At 58.2% G+C, this 17,029-nt stretch carries 15 protein-coding genes; 8 read left to right on the top strand and 7 right to left on the bottom strand.

Annotated elements, in window-relative coordinates:
• Positions 1 to 36: 36 nt before the first annotated feature.
• From G5229_RS11325 to G5229_RS11315, 3 genes are read left to right on the top strand one after another with little or no spacing between them, the layout of a single operon-like run.
• Complete coding sequence (locus tag G5229_RS11325) at positions 37 to 270, top strand: sulfurtransferase TusA family protein (RefSeq protein WP_101529959.1); 234 nt, start codon at positions 37 to 39, stop codon at positions 268 to 270.
• Positions 271 to 295: 25 nt separating this feature from the next.
• On the top strand, positions 296 to 1,366 hold the full coding sequence (locus G5229_RS11320) for an AI-2E family transporter (protein WP_421209126.1): 1,071 nt from the start codon (positions 296 to 298) through the stop codon (positions 1,364 to 1,366).
• A gap of 35 nt (positions 1,367 to 1,401) precedes the next feature.
• Positions 1,402 to 2,208 carry a MipA/OmpV family protein gene (locus G5229_RS11315; RefSeq protein ID WP_421209125.1) on the top strand — a complete coding sequence of 269 codons (807 nt, stop codon included), beginning with the start codon at positions 1,402 to 1,404 and terminating at the stop codon, positions 2,206 to 2,208.
• Positions 2,209 to 2,319: 111 nt separating this feature from the next.
• Here G5229_RS11315 and G5229_RS11310 read toward each other — a convergent pair whose 3' ends face one another.
• Positions 2,320 to 3,120 (bottom strand): alpha/beta fold hydrolase, encoded by an 801-nt coding sequence (locus tag G5229_RS11310; protein ID WP_421209124.1) that lies wholly within the window; start codon positions 3,118 to 3,120, stop codon positions 2,320 to 2,322.
• A gap of 128 nt (positions 3,121 to 3,248) precedes the next feature.
• Between G5229_RS11310 and ppk2 the strand changes: the two genes are divergently transcribed.
• Complete coding sequence (ppk2, locus tag G5229_RS11305) at positions 3,249 to 4,064, top strand: polyphosphate kinase 2 (RefSeq protein ID WP_421209179.1); 816 nt, start codon at positions 3,249 to 3,251, stop codon at positions 4,062 to 4,064.
• A gap of 112 nt (positions 4,065 to 4,176) precedes the next feature.
• Here the strand turns inward: ppk2 and G5229_RS11300 are convergent, their stop codons facing one another.
• The 5 genes from G5229_RS11300 to yejK form a co-directional block, all read right to left on the bottom strand.
• Complete coding sequence (locus G5229_RS11300; RefSeq protein ID WP_005333867.1) at positions 4,177 to 5,313, bottom strand: ABC transporter ATP-binding protein; 1,137 nt, start codon at positions 5,311 to 5,313, stop codon at positions 4,177 to 4,179.
• 68 nt (positions 5,314 to 5,381) lie between these two features.
• A complete protein-coding gene (gene malG / locus G5229_RS11295) occupies positions 5,382 to 6,272 on the bottom strand; it encodes a maltose ABC transporter permease MalG (RefSeq protein WP_005333868.1) in 891 nt (296 codons plus the stop codon).
• Positions 6,273 to 6,284: 12 nt separating this feature from the next.
• Complete coding sequence (malF, locus tag G5229_RS11290; protein WP_005333870.1) at positions 6,285 to 7,937, bottom strand: maltose ABC transporter permease MalF; 1,653 nt, start codon at positions 7,935 to 7,937, stop codon at positions 6,285 to 6,287.
• 75 nt (positions 7,938 to 8,012) lie between these two features.
• Positions 8,013 to 9,194, bottom strand: a complete 1,182-nt coding sequence (malE, locus tag G5229_RS11285; protein ID WP_005333871.1) for a maltose/maltodextrin ABC transporter substrate-binding protein MalE — start codon at positions 9,192 to 9,194, stop codon at positions 8,013 to 8,015.
• Positions 9,195 to 9,602: 408 nt separating this feature from the next.
• Positions 9,603 to 10,652 carry a nucleoid-associated protein YejK gene (gene yejK / locus G5229_RS11280; RefSeq protein WP_005333872.1) on the bottom strand — a complete coding sequence of 350 codons (1,050 nt, stop codon included), beginning with the start codon at positions 10,650 to 10,652 and terminating at the stop codon, positions 9,603 to 9,605.
• Positions 10,653 to 10,725: 73 nt separating this feature from the next.
• On the opposite strand from yejK, the gene G5229_RS11275 reads away from it, so the two are divergent.
• Together G5229_RS11275 and G5229_RS11270 are read left to right on the top strand one after the other, a co-directional pair.
• Positions 10,726 to 10,953, top strand: coding sequence for a DUF1414 domain-containing protein (locus G5229_RS11275; RefSeq protein WP_421209123.1), 228 nt, complete (start codon positions 10,726 to 10,728; stop codon positions 10,951 to 10,953).
• A 47-nt stretch (positions 10,954 to 11,000) separates the two neighbouring features.
• Positions 11,001 to 12,851 (top strand): DUF3413 domain-containing protein, encoded by a 1,851-nt coding sequence (locus G5229_RS11270; protein WP_058056147.1) that lies wholly within the window; start codon positions 11,001 to 11,003, stop codon positions 12,849 to 12,851.
• An 84-nt stretch (positions 12,852 to 12,935) separates the two neighbouring features.
• Here the strand turns inward: G5229_RS11270 and G5229_RS11265 are convergent, their stop codons facing one another.
• Entirely contained in the window at positions 12,936 to 13,721 is a 786-nt protein-coding gene (locus G5229_RS11265; RefSeq protein WP_058056192.1) for a MetQ/NlpA family ABC transporter substrate-binding protein, read from the bottom strand.
• A 602-nt stretch (positions 13,722 to 14,323) separates the two neighbouring features.
• Between G5229_RS11265 and G5229_RS11260 the strand changes: the two genes are divergently transcribed.
• Positions 14,324 to 16,201 carry a S8 family serine peptidase gene (locus G5229_RS11260; protein WP_421209122.1) on the top strand — a complete coding sequence of 626 codons (1,878 nt, stop codon included), beginning with the start codon at positions 14,324 to 14,326 and terminating at the stop codon, positions 16,199 to 16,201.
• 15 nt (positions 16,202 to 16,216) lie between these two features.
• Positions 16,217 to 16,678: a serine protease chaperone gene (locus G5229_RS11255; protein WP_421209178.1), complete on the top strand. Its 462-nt coding sequence runs from the start codon at positions 16,217 to 16,219 to the stop codon at positions 16,676 to 16,678.
• Positions 16,679 to 17,029: the final 351 nt, after the last annotated feature.

Genomic DNA, 17,029 nt, shown 5'->3' with positions numbered 1-17,029 from the left:
GGCCATAATAGCGGCCACCTGCCTGATGGAGCCCCCATGGAAGTTCTCGACCTGACCCCCTGGCGTTGCCCCGAGCCGCTCATCCGGCTCAAGCTCTGGTTAAGGGAGGCCAAAAGCGGTCAAACCGTCACCATACGGCTGGCCGATGCGGGCTCCCGGCAGGATATTCCGGCCTATCTGCACCGTCAGGGCCACCATGTCGAGGTGCAGCAAGAAGCGGACAAAACCCTCTCTTTGCAGTTGGTTGTCGGGGCGAAACAACCATCTTGAGCCCCAGTGATGTAAGGATGCCGTCATGTTAGAAGTATTGAAGCGCTGGTATCAGACCCGTTTTTCCGATCCCGATGCCGTTACCCTTTTCCTGTTGCTGGTGTTCTGCTTCACCATCATCTGGCTGTTTGGCGATCTGCTGGCTCCCCTGCTGGTGGCGCTGGTAATGGCCTATCTGCTGGAGTGGCCGGTAGCCCGGCTGCAAAAAGCGGGGCTGTCGCGCACCCTGGCCACCAGCGTCATTCTGATCCTCTTTATTGCGGTAGCAGTCGCCTCCTTGCTGGGTCTTATCCCGACGCTGGTCAGTCAGGGGATCAATCTGGCCAAAGAGGCGCCGGCCATGCTGACCCACGCTCAGGATTATGTGCGCACCCTGCCGGACAAATACCCCGAGCTCATCGACGTCAGTCTGGTGGAGACCGTCATCGACAATATTCGCCAGCGCATCCTCAGTGGCGGCGAGCATCTGGTAAGCGCCTCCCTCAGTTCGCTGGTCAACGTGGTCGCCATCATGATCTACCTCATTCTGGTGCCGCTGATGGTCTTCTTTATGCTCAAGGACAAGCGGGTCTTGATGGGCAGCCTGCGCCGCTTTCTGCCGCGCAACCGCACCCTGGTCAACCGGGTGTGGGTCGAGATGAACAACCAGATCATCAACTACATCCGCGGCAAGGTGATCGAGATCCTCATCGTCGGCATCGCCACCTATGTTCCCTTCGCCCTGATGGGACTGCGCTACTCGGTGCTGCTGGCGGTCGCGGTCGGCTTCTCGGTGCTGATCCCCTATATCGGCGCCGCCGTGGTGACCGTGCCGGTGGCCATGGTGGCATTATTCCAATGGGGGCTCACCGCGGATTTTGCCTGGCTGATGGTGGCCTATCTGGTCATTCAGGCCCTCGATGGCAACCTGCTGGTGCCGGTGCTTTTCTCGGAAGCGGTCAACCTCCATCCGGTGGCCATCATCATCGCCGTGCTGGTCTTCGGCGGCTTGTGGGGATTCTGGGGAGTCTTCTTCGCCATTCCCCTCGCCACCCTGGTCAAAGCGGTGATCAATGCCTGGCCAAAACGTGAAGAGATGCCCGGTGCCGCAAAATAACCAACTTCCCCTGCAATCGTGACAACGGAGTGTCCATGACCTTTTTTCGTCAAATCAGAGCGGCAGGGCTGACGGCCCTGCTCCTCGCTGCAACCCTCCCAGCGCGTGCCGATATCGATCTTGGCGCCATGGATCTGCTCACCAGCGACAGCCCTACCAGCCCGGTGCCACAGGGCTTTGTCGCCGGAGCTGCGCTCATCGGGGGACAAGCCCGCTATGAAGCGCAGGACAACGCCCTCTACGCCATCCCCGGCTTTATCTACTTCGGCGACGACTTTATGTTTCTGGGGGATCGGGCCCGCTACTACTTCCACAAGGATGAGAAGATCGCCCTGTACGGCTATGGCCGGGTCCGTTTTGGCAATCTGGATCCCGAGGATTCGCCCGCCTTCAGCGGCATGGAGCAGCGAAAATGGCAGCTGGAAGGCGGGATCGGTGGCAACATCATCACCCCCTATGCCCTGCTGACCGTGCGGGCCAACAGCGATGTCACCGGCCGCAGCAAGGGGCAGGAGCTGCTGCTGTGGGCCGACTTCCCCATCCTGCGCGACAACCTGCTGATCATGCCGGGGATGGGGCTGATGCTGCGCAGCGACAAGATGGCCAACTACTACTTCGGCGGCATCTCCGAGAGCGAGGCGACTGCCCAGCGGCCCGCTTGGGATACCGGTACCACCCTATCCCCGATGGCGGCCCTCATCACCAGCTACCGCTTCAGCCCCAACTGGATTGGCATGTTTGCCATGAACTACGAATGGTATGATCGGGACATCAAAAACAGCCCCATCGTCCAGCACGATGGCGAGCTCTATGCGGGTTTTGCGCTGGGCTATATCTGGTAACGGTTATGAGTCTTGAACCGTGAGACACGACCAAACAAAAGGGAGCCCTCGGCTCCCTTTTTCACGACCATCAGGCTGGTAGTACAGCCTACTCAGGCCACCAATTCAGGCTTACAGCGCCGCCAGAAACTCGGTCAGCTGCTGATTGACGAAGGCCGGATTTTCCAGCGACGAGATATGGCCAGCCATCGGGATCTCCCTGAACGGGCAACCCAGCATCTCGGCCATCAGATAGCCCTCCAGCACCGGACGGGCCTTGTCCTCACAGCCTGTCATCACCAGTGCGGGAGTAGTGATCTCCTCCAGCCACTCGATACGATCTTCGCGGGTCACAAAGCTGCGGCCCACCGCCACCATGGCGGCAATCTTATCCTTTGGCCAGGCAGCGAGGCGCGCCTTGAAATCGGCCAGCAAGTCGGCATCGGGCTGGTTGGCAAAGAAGATCGGCGCCACCTGTTCGATGATGGGCGCCGGCACGGTGCCGAGCTGCTCGATCATCGCCAGCATGCCGAGGTAGCGCTCGCAGGTGATCTGGGGCTCGAGGCCGACAAAACTGTCCATCAGCACCAGACCCTTGAGGCGGTTTGGCACCATGCGCGCCAGCTCAACACCCCACATGCCGCCGATGGAGAGGCCCACCAACACGAACTCCTCAATGCCGAGGGCATCGAGCAGCGCCAGGTGATCCCGCGCCAGAGTCGCCAGGGTGCAGCTACCTTTGGGGAGCAGGTCGGAATCACCGTGGCCCCACAGCTCGGGGACGATGCAGCGATAGCTGCCCTTGAACGCCTCGATTTGCGGCGCCCACATGGCGCTGTCCCACAGATAGCTGTGGCCAAACAGCAGTACCGGCCCTTGCCCTTCGTCCAGATAGGCCATCCGGCGGCCCGCTATCTCCATAAAATGCTTCATGTTATCTCCTGTTGCCAGCGATGGGCGGGCAGTGTATCACGTCCCCCTTGGCAGGTGACGCCTCCCTGGTGCAAGCTGACAGTGACTCAAAGAAGTCACCCATGAAAGGATGCCAAAAGGAGAAGCCCATGGCGAAGGAGAAGAGCAAGAAGCGGCCGCGTCTGGACAAGAAGTGCTACGAGCACCACCTTGCCCATCTGCAGGAGGAGCTGGTCAAGCTGCAGGAGTGGGTCAAGCAGGAGGGGCTGAAGGTGGTGGTGCTGTTCGAGGGACGGGACGCCGCCGGTAAAGGGGGCGTCATCAAGGCGATTACCGAACCGCTCAACCCCCGGGTCTGCCGGGTCACGGCACTGCCCGCCCCCTCCGATCGGGAGCGCTCCCAGTGGTACTTTCAGCGTTATGTGGCCCACCTGCCCGCCGCTGGCGAAATGGTGCTGTTTGACCGATCCTGGTACAACCGGGCCGGAGTCGAGCGGGTGATGGGATTTTGCAGCGATGCCGAGTATCGCGAGTTTCTGCGCGCCTGCCCCGAGTTTGAGCGGATGCTGATCCGCTCCAGCATCACCTTGATCAAATACTGGTTCTCGGTCAGCGATGAGGAACAGGAGAAGCGCTTCAAGGAGCGGATAAATACGCCCATCAAGCGCTGGAAGTTCAGCCCGATGGATTTGCAGTCCCGCTCGCGCTGGGTGGAATACTCCCGCGCCAAGGATGACATGTTCACCTACACCGACACCGAGGATTGCCCCTGGTTCGTGGTGGAGGCGGACGACAAACGCCGTGCCCGCCTCAACTGCATTGCACATCTGCTGAGCAAGGTGCCCTACGAGGCGATCCACTACGAGCCTATCAAGCTTCCCCCCATCAAGACCGAAGGGTATGAGCGCCCGCCGCTGGCCAGCCAGACCTTTGTGCCCGATATTACCGCCGAACTCGAGGCTTGAACCGGGTTACCTTGCCTATCTGCATGTTCAAATCGCAGGCAATAAAAAGCCGGTCTGACGACCGGCAAAAAGGCATTGATTATTAAGAAAGGAAAACCGGCACAACAAAAAATCAGGTACGGATATATTTGGCGGTACGGGGGAACGCCTGCTCCTTGGCATCGAACAGGTAGCAGGCTTCGGCCGGGATACCCACGCTGTAGGTTTGACCGGTCGCCACATCCACATCCGAGGTGGCCTTGACGGTAAAGTCGTGACCATCCACATCCATATAAACGAAGGACTCGGCACCCAGGTGCTCGGCCACCTGCACGATCCCGCTCACCTTGCTGTGTGCATGGGGGTGATCCAGCGGCATCAGGTGCTCGGGGCGAATGCCCAGCTCCACCTTGTCACCCACAGCGCCACTGCGGGCATCGACCCGGGCACGCACGGTATCGCCAGAGGTCAGCTTGACCAGGCACTCCTGCTCGCCAATCTCCAGCAACTCGCCCGCCAGGAAGTTCATCTTGGGAGAGCCGATAAAGCCCGCCACGAACTTGTTGTCTGGGTTGTGGTAGAGATCCAGCGGTGAACCGAACTGTTCCAGGTTGGTGGCAGCTTCGGCCTTGAGCGGGCTCAGCACAACAATCTTGTCGGCCAGGGTCATCGCTTCCACCTGATCGTGGGTCACGTAGATGATGGTGGAGTTAAGCTCTTTGTGCAGCTTGGCGATCTCGATCCGCATCTTGACCCGCAGCGCGGCATCCAGGTTGGAGAGCGGCTCGTCAAACAGGAACACCTGCGGCTGCTGCACGATGGAGCGACCGATGGCGACACGCTGACGCTGACCACCGGAGAGCGCCTTGGGCTTTCTGTCCAGCAGCGGCTCAAGACCCAGGATCTCGGCGGCGCGCATCACCCGCTTGTGGATGTTCTCCTTGTCCATTTTCTTGAGCTTCAGACCAAAGGCCATGTTCTCGTAGATGTTCATGTGCGGATAGAGGGCGTAGGACTGGAACACCATGCCGACGTTGCGCTCTACCGGCGGCACGTCGTTCATGTAGCGACCGCCGATGGTCAGCTCACCGCTGGTGATGTCTTCCAGACCCGCGATCATCCGCAGCAGGGTGGATTTACCGCAGCCGGACGGGCCGACGAAGACGATGAATTCGCCCTCCTTGATGGAGAGGTTGATGTTGCGCAGGGTGTCCTTGTGAACAGCCGGATCGTAATTTTTGCGAACGTTGTTGAGTACTACTTCAGCCATGACGAGCTCCGCTCTTGAATCTTTGCAAATCGTGATAGCGGGGGGAGTCAGCTCCCCCGGCCATAAACTTAACCTTTCACACCACCGGCGGTCAGACCGCCAACCAGCCAGCGCTGTGCCAACAGGAAGACCACTGTGATGGGGAAACCGGAGAGCACTGCGGCCGCCGCGAAATCACCCCACAGATAGTTCTGCGGATAGAGGTACTGCTGGGCCCCGACCGCCAGGGTCAGATTGTTCACATCCTGCAGCAGGATGGAGGCCATGGGCACCTCGGTAATGGAACCGATAAAGGCCAGAATAAACACTACCGCTAGGATGGGCACCGACAGAGGCAACAGGATCAGACGGAATGCCTGCCACGGGGTTGCACCGTCGATGGCCGCCGCCTCCTCCAGGGAGGAGTCGATGGTCTCGAAGTAGCCCTTGATGGTCCAGACGTGCAGGGCAATCCCCCCCATGTACGCCAGGATCAGGCCACCGTGGGTGTTGAGACCCAGCCAGGGAATATAGTCACCAATCTTGTTAAAGAGCGCGTAGATGGCTACCAGCGCCAACACCGCCGGGAACATCTGGAAAATCAGCATGCCCTGCAGGATGGTGGACTTGCCACGAAAACGCAGGCGGGCAAAGGCGTAAGCACAGGTGGTGGAGAGCGTCACGATCATCAGGGCAGTGATGCCGGCGATCTTGATGGAGTTCCACAACCAGGTCAGCACCGGGAACGGCGGCGGCGTGATGCTGCCGTCGGCGTTGGTGATGGACATGCCCAGCGCAAGCTTCCAGTGATCCAGCGTCGGATTGGAGGGGATGATCTCCCCTACCGCGAAGTTACCGTTACGGAACGAGATGGCGATAACCATGATCAACGGGAAGATGATCAACGCCAGGAAGCCCCACATGACCAGGTGGGTTGCCCACACCCGGTATTTGACTGATTTGGGTTGTACGATTGCCATGTTGAAGCCTCCTTACAGCTGCTTGTCGGCTTTGGACAATTTCAGGTTGAGCAGCGCCAGCGCACCTACGATGAGGAAGATGGCTGTGGCGATGGCACTGGCCAGACCGTAGTCCTGACCACCCGATCCCTGGAACGCAATCCGGTAGGTATAACTCACCAGCAAGTCGGTGGTACCGGCCGGGGTGCTGGCGCCGATGATGTCGGGCGCACCGTTGGTCAACAACTGGATAAGCACGAAGTTGTTGAAGTTGAATGCGAACGAGGCAATCAACAGCGGTGTCAGCGGCTTCATCAGCAGCGGCACGGTGATCTTGAAGAAGTTCTGCACCGGACCGGCACCGTCCATGGCGGACGCTTCATAGAGATCTTCCGGGATGGCTTTGAGCAGGCCCATGCAGAGGATCATCATGTAGGGGTAGCCGAGCCAGGTGTTGACAATCAGGATCATCACCTTGGCCAGGAAGGGGTTGGTATACCAGTCCGGTTTGATGCCAAACGCCGCTTCCAGGAACATGTTGATCTCACCGAAGTTCTGGTTGAACAACCCCTTGAACACCAGGATGGAGATAAACGCCGGGATCGCATAGGGCAGGATCAACATGACCCGATAGAAACCGCGCCCCTTGAGCTCTTCCCACTGCACCAGACAGGCCAGCACCATGCCGATAGCCAGGGTGAAAGCGACGGAGCAGGTTGAGAAGATCACGGTCCAGATGAAGATCTGCAGGAAGGGTGACTGGATGCCCGGATCGGTGACGATGCGCGCGAAGTTCTTCCAACCGACGCTCACCACAAAGCCCGGAGCAATACCCTTGCCGACAAACTGACCCTGTTCGTCGATGTACTGATAGAAGCCGGTCTCGCCATTGGGCAGCATCAGCTCGCCATTCTGGGTATCACGCAGCAGGTTGCTGTCTTTGATCACCACGCCGGACTTGAGCACGGCACCATCCATCAGACGGGTGTAGTGCTGCTTCTGGGCGGCAAACTTGCGCAGGCTGCTCAGGGTCAGGTGGGTACCGCCATCCGGCAGCACCAGATCAAGGTCACTCAGGTGAGTACGATGCTCAACAATGGCGCGGATCGGTGCGGCCTTGCTGGCCGCTTCGCCGGTGAAGGGCTGCAGCTCGACCACTTGCTGGGTGTTCTGCACACGGCCCTCGCGGGACGCCAGCTCACGGGCCTTGTTGGTCATCAGGGAAACAGGTTGGCTGATAAAGGATTGATCATCCTGTGTCAGCAGCAGCTGGAACTGGCCGTTGTCGCCACCCAGCAGGGTAAAATCGAATTCACCGCCCGCCACCTTGTAGGTTTTCTTCAGGTGGTAGTCCCGCGCCTGCTCCACGGAGAGCAAGTTGGACCCCGAATAGTTGGTGAAGGCAATGCCAATGGTGTAGGCAAGAGGGAAGATGATAAACACAACCATGCCCGCAACACCCGGAAAGATGTAGCGATGGGCATAGGTCTTCTTGTTCATGAAGACATACAGACCGACGGAAACCACCACCAGATCCAGCAGCGCGAATACCCACTCGCCACTGGCGTACATCATCACGGCTGCGTAGCCGTTGAGGATGGCAACCAGGGCCGCTATGGTCCACTTAAGCCAGGTGTGCTTATCCTTCGGACCGGCATAGGACTCAACAGAAGGTACTACTTCCATGCCAATTAACCTTTATAACGCCAAGAGAGATTTGAGAGAGTGGGAGGCCATGACGGCCTCCCGGGTAGTGCGTGCTTACTGAACGATACGCTTGGCAGCGGTATCCAGAGCTTCGTCAACACCCTGACGACCGGAGGTCACGTTCTTGAGGGCAGTTTCGAAGGAAGACCAGAAACGGCTCATCTCGGGAACGGATGGCATCGGCTCGCCAGCCTGGGCGTTCAGCATGGTGGCCTTGATGTGCGGATCGGATTCCAGGGTCTTCTGGAAGGATTTCAGCGCAACGGCACCCAGCGGCTTGTCGGCGTTAACCGGCGCCAGACCGGCATCGGTCAGCAGGTAGTTTTCCAGGAACTCGATAGCCAGATCCTTGTTCGGGCTGGCAGCGTTGATGGTGGCACCCAGTACGCCAACGAAGGCTTTGGCCGGCTTGCCGTTCAGGGTCGGCAGCGGCGCTACGCCGTACTTGATACCGCTCTTGTCTAGGTTGCTCCAGGCCCAGGGACCATTGATCATCATGGCCACTTCGCCCTTGTTGAACTTGGCGTCCATCACACCGTAGTCGATGCCTTTTTCCAGGTGACCGGACTTGATCATCTCGGAGATGTAGCCCACGCCCATCTTGGCACCTGCGTTGTTCACGCCGGTATCTTTGACGTCATAACCGGTAGCGGTTTTCTTGAAGGCGTAACCACCGTTGGCAGCCACCAGCGGATAGCTGAAGTACGGGGTGTCATAAGCCCACATGATGGCGCGCTTGCCGTTTTTCTTCAGAGTCTCGTCAATCTTGGCGATCTCTTCGAAGGTTTTCGGCGGCTCGGGCAGCAGGTCCTTGTTATAAATCAGGCTGACCGCTTCCATGGCAACCGGGTAGCCATAGGTTTTGCCATCAACAGTCATGGCATCCCATGCCAGCTGTTCAAATTTGCCTTTGGTGGCAGCGTTCGGCGTTACCGGAACCAGCAAACCGGCTTTGACCCACTCACCGTAACGGTCGTGAGCCCAGAAGAAGATGTCCGGGCCGTTGCCAGTGGCGGCGGCTTGCTGGAATTTCACTTCAACCTGATCCGGGTGAGCCACAGTAACCTTGATGCCGGTTTCTGCTTCAAACTTCTTACCCACTTCAGCCAGACCGTTGTATCCCTTGTCACCGTTGATCCAGATGGTCAGCTGGCCTTCATCGATGGCAGCAGTAGCAGAGCAAGCGACGCCAAGAGTGGCCAGACCGATCAGGGATGACAGCAATTTCTTTTTCATGAGCCTTTCCTTGTATTAGTTCCGCGCTGTAAGAGCATTGTGTGCGAGATGAATATTATCCCAAGCGGCAAACGGCTCACATGACGCAACTCGCATTTTTGAAATGCAATTACGTATTTCCTTCCAGAAAGTTTTGAAAACATTTTCTTATTTCAGGGAATTACGGCCATTTATCGGCTTAATTCCAGACAACCACAGAATAATAATTACCAAAATGAAATAAAATTTCATGAATGAAAGGGTTTTCACCTCAATGAAAACCCTTTCAGATGGTTTATTTTGTTTGATTTGTTAACAAAGTACCGCGCCAGTTTCGAGGTCTGCCCGGGCGCAATAAAAAAAGAGACCCCGCCGGGGCGGAGTCTCTTTTTGCCAGAAATGACGAGTTGATCACACTCGGGAGCATGACTACGACTGGCGCAGCAGCTGATCCTTGAGATTGGGCGGCACACCCTTGATGGTCAGGGTGTCGGTCTGGGGGTCGTAAAAGATCCGGCTGTTCAACAGCTTCTGCTCAAAGCTCAGAGTCAGACCGCCGCCGGAGCCAACAAACTTGGTCAAACCACGCAGAGTAGAGCGATCCGCCGGGAAGCGCTCTTCCAGCTCATACTCCTGACCGATAAAGCTGTAAAAATCGAGGTCACCGTCGCCGGGCAATTCTGCAGACAGCTCCTTGATTTCGATCTCTTCACCGGCGCTCGCCTGTTCGGTGCAATATTTGAAGACCTGCTTTTTATAGTCATTGCGCTCGGTCGGTTCGAGCTGACGACTGTCACAATAATCTTCGACCGCCTGCAGCAAGCCTTTATTTTGTACCTTGGCATCCATGCCCTCGCGGGCACCCAGCAGATCCATAAAGAAGTCGCCCAGTTTGCGACCAATGCGCCCCTTGCTGAAAGTGATATAGCGGCGCGAATCCGGTTGGGTTTTCCATTCGGTCAAATCAATGCGGGCCACCAGATTGAGTTTGCCGATATCCAGATACTGGATATGGCGCAATTCCAGCGCTTCGCTGACGGTGACGCTCTCCTTGCCCTCCAGCAGAGCAATTAGCAGATAATCGACCCCGACGTAGTTATATTTGGCAAACAGCAGCACCCCCTGCTCATCGAGGGCGTGCTCCACCAGCTGCTTGACCAGCATCTGGGTCACAGTGACCGAGAAGGGGACGAATTCGGTCTGCTCGTCGAGCAGCTGTTCGAGGGCGATACGAAACGCGGGTGAAGGCTGCTTGGGAGCCTCTTCACCGTCGGCCAGCTCGGCGACGGCGGCCTCGGGGTCAGCAAAGAAGCCAAAGCCCTTGCCGCCCTTGCCGTTGTAGATCCGATGCAGTTCCGCCATCAGTCCCTGTACCGCCTCATCAGGGGGCAGGGTCTGGCTGCGGGTATCGGCGTGGGGTTGACCATCGCCGCCCTGGCGCAAGGAGTGAAGAATGATCTTGTCGATATCGAGACTCATGTCACAAAGCCATAGTGTTAGCCGAAAGGGTGAAGTATTATAAGGCGCTTTGAACCGAGATGAACTGAAGATTATGCCTATCGTATCAAAGTACAATAACGAGCAATTTGACGCCCTGATGAACGACCTGATCACCGCGCTGGAAAAGCATAAAGCGCCGGTGGATCTCAGCCTTATGGTGCTTGGCAATCTGACCACCAATATCATCAACAGTATGGCACCGGCCCAGCGCCAGGCCATCACTGAAAAGTTTGTCCAGGCCCTGACCGCATCGGTCGATAATCGCCACGACGCACACTGAGTCCCCGACTCTGTTGATTTGACGTTTCTCAACGCAGATGGATCACTATGGTCGAAACCGGTAACCCCTATCGTGATAATGTCTCTCGCCTGATCACCTGGGGGCATTGGTTCTCCTTCTTCAACATTATTCTGGCCATGCTCATCGCCACCCGTTATCTGGGTGCCATCAGCTGGCCATCGACCACGCTTGGCGTGATCTATCTCGTTGTAAGCTGGATTGGCCACTTCTCGTTTTTGAGTTTTGTCACCTACCTGTTGACGATCTTCCCGCTCAGCTTCGTGCTGCCCAAGGAGAAGTCGTTGCGGTTCATCTCGGCCATCATCGCTACCCTGGCGCTGGTGTTGCTGCTGATCGACACCCAGGTATTCCGGCTGTTCAAGTTCCACCTCAACAGTCAGGTATGGCAGTTACTGCTGGATCAGGCGCAGACCGAAGAGGGCTCAATCTGGAGCATCATCTTCGTTGCCGTGCCCACCATCTTCCTGCTGCAACTGCTGCTGTCGGCCTATGTCTGGCGCAAGATCAACAAGCGCAAGCGCCGCCAGTACGGCAATCAGGTGGGGCTGGCCCTGCTGATCTGCTTTATTCTGACCCACGTGGTCAACAGCTGGGCGGATGCGACCCTCTATCAGCCGATCACCATGCAGAGAGCCAACTTCCCCCTCTCCTACCCCATGACGGCCCGCTCCTTCCTGGCCAAACATGGCTGGCTGGATCTGGATCAGTACGAGAAGCAGGCTGCTTCCCAGGGGGATAACAGCGACAGCCGGATGCACTATCCGCTGCGCCCGCTCAACGTCAACGCCCCCCTGACTCACAACAATCTGCTGATTGTGGTGGTCGATTCGCTGCGCTTTGACATGCTCAACAACATCAACATGCCCAATCTGCAGCGCTATGCGGATCAGCATCTGACGTTCCGCAATCACCTGAGTGGCGGCAACGACGACCTGATGGGCATGTTCAGCCTCTTCTACGGGTTGCCCGGTCACTACTACAAGGACATCAGCAGCGACAAGCGTCCGCCGGTGCTGTTCGACGAGATGCTGCGCCAGGATTACCAGTTCGGGCTGTTCGGCGCGATGGAAGATGCCCAGAAGTATCGCAAGAGCATCCTCGCCGGTCTGCGCAAACAGGTGTTTGTCTCCGAACAGAGTGACGATGGCAAGCTGCTGACCGACTGGCAACAGTGGCTGGAGAAGCGCTCTCCCGAGCGCCCCTGGTTCTCGCTGGTCTATCTCTCGAGCCCAGGCGACTACCAGTTACCCGCCACCATGAAGGGGCCGTTCCAACCGGAGCTTGCCAACTTCAATCCGGCGACCGCCTATCGGGCGGAGAACCTGCAAAAACTGGAAAACCGCTACAAGAACTCGGTCTTCTATACCGACCAGTTGCTTGAGCAGATGCTGACCAAATTGCAGTCGCAGGGGATGGACAGCAACACCATCGTCGTCATCACCTCCAACCACGGTCAGGAGTTCAACGACACCCGCAGCAACAGCTGGGGCGCAGGCAGCAACTACTCACCCTATCAGGTGCAGGTACCGCTGGTAATGGCCTGGCCGGGGCGCGGCAGTGACGTTCGGGAACAACCGAGCAGCCATTTCGATCTGGCGCCGACCCTGATGCAGGGGATGCTGGGCGTGCGCAATCCGGCGCGCGATTACAGCGTTGGCCGCTCGCTGTTTGATACCAGCCCGCGCAACTGGCTGCTGGCCGGGGATCAGAACGACTTCGCCATCTATGAAGGGGAGACCATCACCCACTTCAACAAGCAGGGTGACTTCGAACTGCTGGAGCGCAACAGCTATCGCCCGATCAAGCACGGCACCCCGGATATGGGCGCCATGATCCAGGTGATGAACGAGCTGAACCGCTTCTATCGCAACCAGTGAAGCGCCCGTTGATGGCTTGATACCATAAAAAACGCCCCGAATTCGGGGCGTTTTTCGTTGTATAGCCGGCCACGTTCACGACTGTTAGCCACCCCACCCTTGCGGGTACTTGTAGCCGACGAAACGCTTGGCTGCATAGGCTTTGAAAGCCGCCGAGTTGTAGGCTGCCGCCACATCTTTGGCAAACGGCTGATCCGCATCTGCGCTTTTCACCACCACCCAGTTGATAAAATCGTAGCTGCGCTCCAGAAACAGTCCTTCACTGAACGGGATTCCGCTGGAGGCGGCAAAATTACCGTTGATCACCGAGAAGTCCACATCCTCCCGCGAGCGTGGCAGTTGCGCCGCCTCCAGCAACACCAGCTTGAGATTGTGCGGATTGTTCACCACATCAAACTCGCTCGCCTTGAGCGGGTTTATCCCCTCCTTGAGAGTGAGCCAACCAAGATCCTGCAGCATCAACAGCGCCCGCGCCTGATTGGTGGGATCGTTGGGGATGGCCACCGTGCTCCCCTCTTTCACCTTGTCGAGTGCTGCCAGCTTGCCGGAATAGAGTCCCATCGGACCGGTTGGCACCTGGGTAATGGGCGCCAGCGACAAGCCGCGATCTTTGGCAAAACTCTCCAAATAGGGTTTGTGCTGGAAGCAGTTCACATCCAGTGATCCGTCAGCCAGAGCAATATTGGGCGTCACATAGTCGGTGAACTCCACCAGCTTGACCTTGTACCCCTTGGCCTCCAGCTGCGGCTTGATCGAGTCGGTCACCATGTCGGCAAAATCCCCCACCGTAGTACCAATCACGATCTCCTGCTTGGTCGGCAAGGGAGCATCGGCGGCAACCGCGGAAAAAGAGAGGCTCCCGACCGCCATCGCGGCAATAAAGGTGCTGGCGCCAGCAGTGGCGCGCAAGGAAGCAGTCAAAGGAGAAGATAAGAAGGAACGAAACGGCATAGGGACTCCCTGTCAGGTACGCATCAAGCTATGGGACTGCGGCGGGGTGGCTCTCATAGATTAGGCCCCTCAAACCGCAGCAATCTAGCCATCCAAACGGCCATTTCAATTACCATAACAGAGCCATCCACCGCCGCCAAGCAATAAACCGCTGGTCCCACCTCATCACCCTTGCTGTCACCCCCGAATGCATAGCTGTATCACATTGGCACATACAACAATGCCACTCACGTTCAAGAGCGCACGAGCTCCCCTCGGGATTGCCCCGAATCGAGATGGCTGCGGCGAAGGAGAGTCGCGAGAGGAGTGAATTACAGATAAAAAGATCAGTAGTGGGCGGTGAGAACCATTCTCAATAAAACACATAACCAGCGTCATTGGAATACCTACCATAAACCAGATCGGATTTCTTTGAACCTCATTGCGTTTTTTGAAAATGGCTCTTTTTGAACCCCCTCCACCCGTGTATAGATTTCCGTCGCACTCAGGATGGTGCGATCCAAGATGGAGTTAAAAAAATAATGAAGCAAACATCGTTAGCACTGGCGATCACAGCACTGCTGTCGACCCTGCCCAGTGCGCTCGTTCAGGCAAATGAAGGTTGTGCGCCGCTCACCGGCAAGGAGAGCGGCATGGATATCGGACGCAGCAGCACCGAGCGCTGCCTGCCAGGTGCCAATCCCCTGCAGGAGCAACAGTGGTATCTGCTCAACAGCGGCCAGGATGGATTCAGTGCCAGGGCAGGAATGGCAGGCAATGACCTCAACCTCTGGTGGGCACACCGTACCGGCGTGCTGGGACAGGGTATAAATATCGCGGTAGTGGATGATGGCTTGGCCATCGGCCACCCGGATTTGGCGGACAACGTGCGTCCGGGTTCAAAAAATGTGGTAACCGGCAGCGATGACCCGACCCCGACCAATCCGGATACCGCCCATGGCACCTCGGTGGCGGGCATTATCGCCGCGGTGGACAACACCATAGGCACCAAGGGGATCGCCCCCCGCGCCCAGTTGCAGGGATTCAATCTGCTTGATGACGAGAGTGAACAGCTGCAGCAGGATTGGCTCTACGCCCTTGGCGACAGCGAGGCCAGCCGCGACAATCGGGTCTTCAACCAGAGCTACGGCATGAGCCTGGTGGATCCCCGTCCGGCCAACGATCTCGATCAGGTGCAACTCGATCGTCTGTTCGAACAACAGACCCTCAAGCGGCAAGGGGCGGCCTATATCAAGGCTGCCGGCAACGGCTTCAACAGAATAGCGGCAGGTGGCTATGTGCTGAACCGCACCGGCAGCGGCCCCAAATTGCCGTTTGAAAACAGCAATATCGACCCCTCGAACAGTAACTTCTGGAACCTGGTGGTAAGTGCGCTCAACGCAGATGGTGTCAGATCCTCCTACTCCAGCGTCGGCAGCAACGTCTTCCTGAGCGCCACCGGTGGCGAATATGGCACCGACTCCCCCGCCATGGTCACCACGGATCTACCCGGTTGTGACATGGGCTACAACCGTACCGATGATCCCAGTAGCAACCGGCTGCACGGCAACCTGCAACTGGATGCCAGCTGTGACTACAACGGTGTGATGAACGGCACCTCTTCGGCGACCCCGAGCACCGCTGGCGCCATGGCGCTGCTAATGTCTGCCTATCCCGATCTGTCGGTGCGGGACCAACGGGATCTGCTGGCACGCAGTGCTACCCGGGTTGATGCTGCGCACCCTCCGGTCATGGTGAGCTACACCAGCAGCACCGGAAAACGCCGTGAGGTCAAGGGACTGGAAGGGTGGGAGCGCAATGCCGCCGGCATGTGGTTCAGTCCCACCTATGGCTTTGGCCTGATCGATGTCAACAAGGCTCTCGCGCTGGCGGCCACTCACCAGCCACTGCCGCCACTGGTTCAGTTGCCATGGCTGAAGGTCAAACCGGTGGATCGCGCCTCCTCTGCCATTGCCGATGTGGGCAATAGCCCGACCAGTTCGACCGCCACAGTCGCAACCCCGCTGACCGTCGAAGCGGTACAGATCACGGTCAGCCTGGATCACCAGCGTCTGCCCGATCTGCTGATCGAACTGGTTTCCCCCGCCGGTACCCGCAGCATACTGCTGAACCCGTTCAACAGCCTGGTTGGCCAGTCGCTCGATCTGCAAAAAATGGGCTATGTGCGCACCAAGGGCTTGCGTGACATGCGCCTGCTCTCCCACAAGTTTTATGGTGAACCGGCACAAGGAGCTTGGCGACTGGAAGTAACCGACGTTGCCAACGGTAATCGCGAGGTCTCTCTGCTCAGTCTCCAGACCCGTGAGCGCACCACCCTGACCGAGCGCAACAACCGCCAGCCAGGCAAGCTGATCGAGTGGTCCTTGCGGATCCTGGGTCACGACGCCAACCACAGCTAACAAGCGAGGAGTTTTATCATGAACAAACCGGTTACCTTACTGCTGGCCAGCCTGTTGGCCCCCCTCGTGCTTAATGCTGTGGCGGCAGAAGCCGTGACTCTGGAGGGCAAGCAGTACCGCACTATAGAGGTAAATGGCCAGACTTACCTCATCCCCGACCATGGCAGCAAGTCGCGAACCACCCGCAGTCTCGATGGCAAGGAACCGCTGCAGACCCTGCACCGTGGCGATGTGCTGATGCAGGGGGCCGCCAGCCCCGAGCTCACCGTCAGCGGCACCCTGCTGGTGGAAGCCGATGACGACCAGGCCAGCGCACTGGCCAGCCGTCACGGCCTGCGCTTCAAGCAGAGCAGCGGCGGCATCGCCCTGCTGGAAGCCAAGCCGGGTACCGATCTGAACGCCGTCGCCACGGCGCTCAAGCAGGAGGGGGTCAAGGTGCAGATTGAACTCGCCGGGGCCCTCAAACAGCCCAAGTGAGCCGTCCCGGGCCATTGCCCGGGCATATCAGCTGATCTTCGAGGGGGCCGCCGGCCCCCTCGCGTGTTGCCCGCGGTCATCTTCATTGGCCATCAGGCCACCCGTTTTTTCCGCATCTCCCCTGCCCTTCTCCCCTCTTGTCACTTTCAGCCCCTGGTTTGGCACCGCCTTTCGATGCGACCTCGCTCACAACTCGGCACCCTTGCTCCCGCCGGCACATTTCTCGCTCCCCCGGGGCAAGGCGGCCCTCGCCCGGCTTGTTAACCTGCCTGCAGCCAAACGCCGGCCCACGGGCCCGTTCGGCCTTCCTTGCGATATCCAATGGCAGCCGCCAGCAGAGCGGCCCAGCCC

The sequence above is a fragment of the Aeromonas sp. 602396 genome (assembly GCF_049173735.1).
GTDB classification, from domain to species: domain Bacteria; phylum Pseudomonadota; class Gammaproteobacteria; order Enterobacterales; family Aeromonadaceae; genus Aeromonas; species Aeromonas veronii_A.
Note: the sequence above shows the minus strand (reverse complement) of the source record. Positions and strands in the feature narration are given on the sequence as shown.

Excerpts from the sequence above, each read along its gene's own strand:
- G5229_RS11325 (WP_101529959.1), top strand. The coding sequence starts at position 37 with ATGGAAGTTCTCGACCTGACCCCCTGGCGTTGCCCCGAGCCGCTCATC.
- G5229_RS11320 (WP_421209126.1), top strand. The coding sequence starts at position 296 with ATGTTAGAAGTATTGAAGCGCTGGTATCAGACCCGTTTTTCCGATCCC.
- G5229_RS11315 (WP_421209125.1), top strand. The coding sequence starts at position 1,402 with ATGACCTTTTTTCGTCAAATCAGAGCGGCAGGGCTGACGGCCCTGCTC.
- G5229_RS11310 (WP_421209124.1), bottom strand. The coding sequence starts at position 3,120 with ATGAAGCATTTTATGGAGATAGCGGGCCGCCGGATGGCCTATCTGGAC.
- ppk2 (WP_421209179.1), top strand. The coding sequence starts at position 3,249 with ATGGCGAAGGAGAAGAGCAAGAAGCGGCCGCGTCTGGACAAGAAGTGC.
- G5229_RS11300 (WP_005333867.1), bottom strand. The coding sequence starts at position 5,313 with ATGGCTGAAGTAGTACTCAACAACGTTCGCAAAAATTACGATCCGGCT.
- malG (WP_005333868.1), bottom strand. The coding sequence starts at position 6,272 with ATGGCAATCGTACAACCCAAATCAGTCAAATACCGGGTGTGGGCAACC.
- malF (WP_005333870.1), bottom strand. The coding sequence starts at position 7,937 with ATGGAAGTAGTACCTTCTGTTGAGTCCTATGCCGGTCCGAAGGATAAG.
- malE (WP_005333871.1), bottom strand. The coding sequence starts at position 9,194 with ATGAAAAAGAAATTGCTGTCATCCCTGATCGGTCTGGCCACTCTTGGC.
- yejK (WP_005333872.1), bottom strand. The coding sequence starts at position 10,652 with ATGAGTCTCGATATCGACAAGATCATTCTTCACTCCTTGCGCCAGGGC.
- G5229_RS11275 (WP_421209123.1), top strand. The coding sequence starts at position 10,726 with ATGCCTATCGTATCAAAGTACAATAACGAGCAATTTGACGCCCTGATG.
- G5229_RS11270 (WP_058056147.1), top strand. The coding sequence starts at position 11,001 with ATGGTCGAAACCGGTAACCCCTATCGTGATAATGTCTCTCGCCTGATC.
- G5229_RS11265 (WP_058056192.1), bottom strand. The coding sequence starts at position 13,721 with ATGGCGGTCGGGAGCCTCTCTTTTTCCGCGGTTGCCGCCGATGCTCCC.
- G5229_RS11260 (WP_421209122.1), top strand. The coding sequence starts at position 14,324 with ATGAAGCAAACATCGTTAGCACTGGCGATCACAGCACTGCTGTCGACC.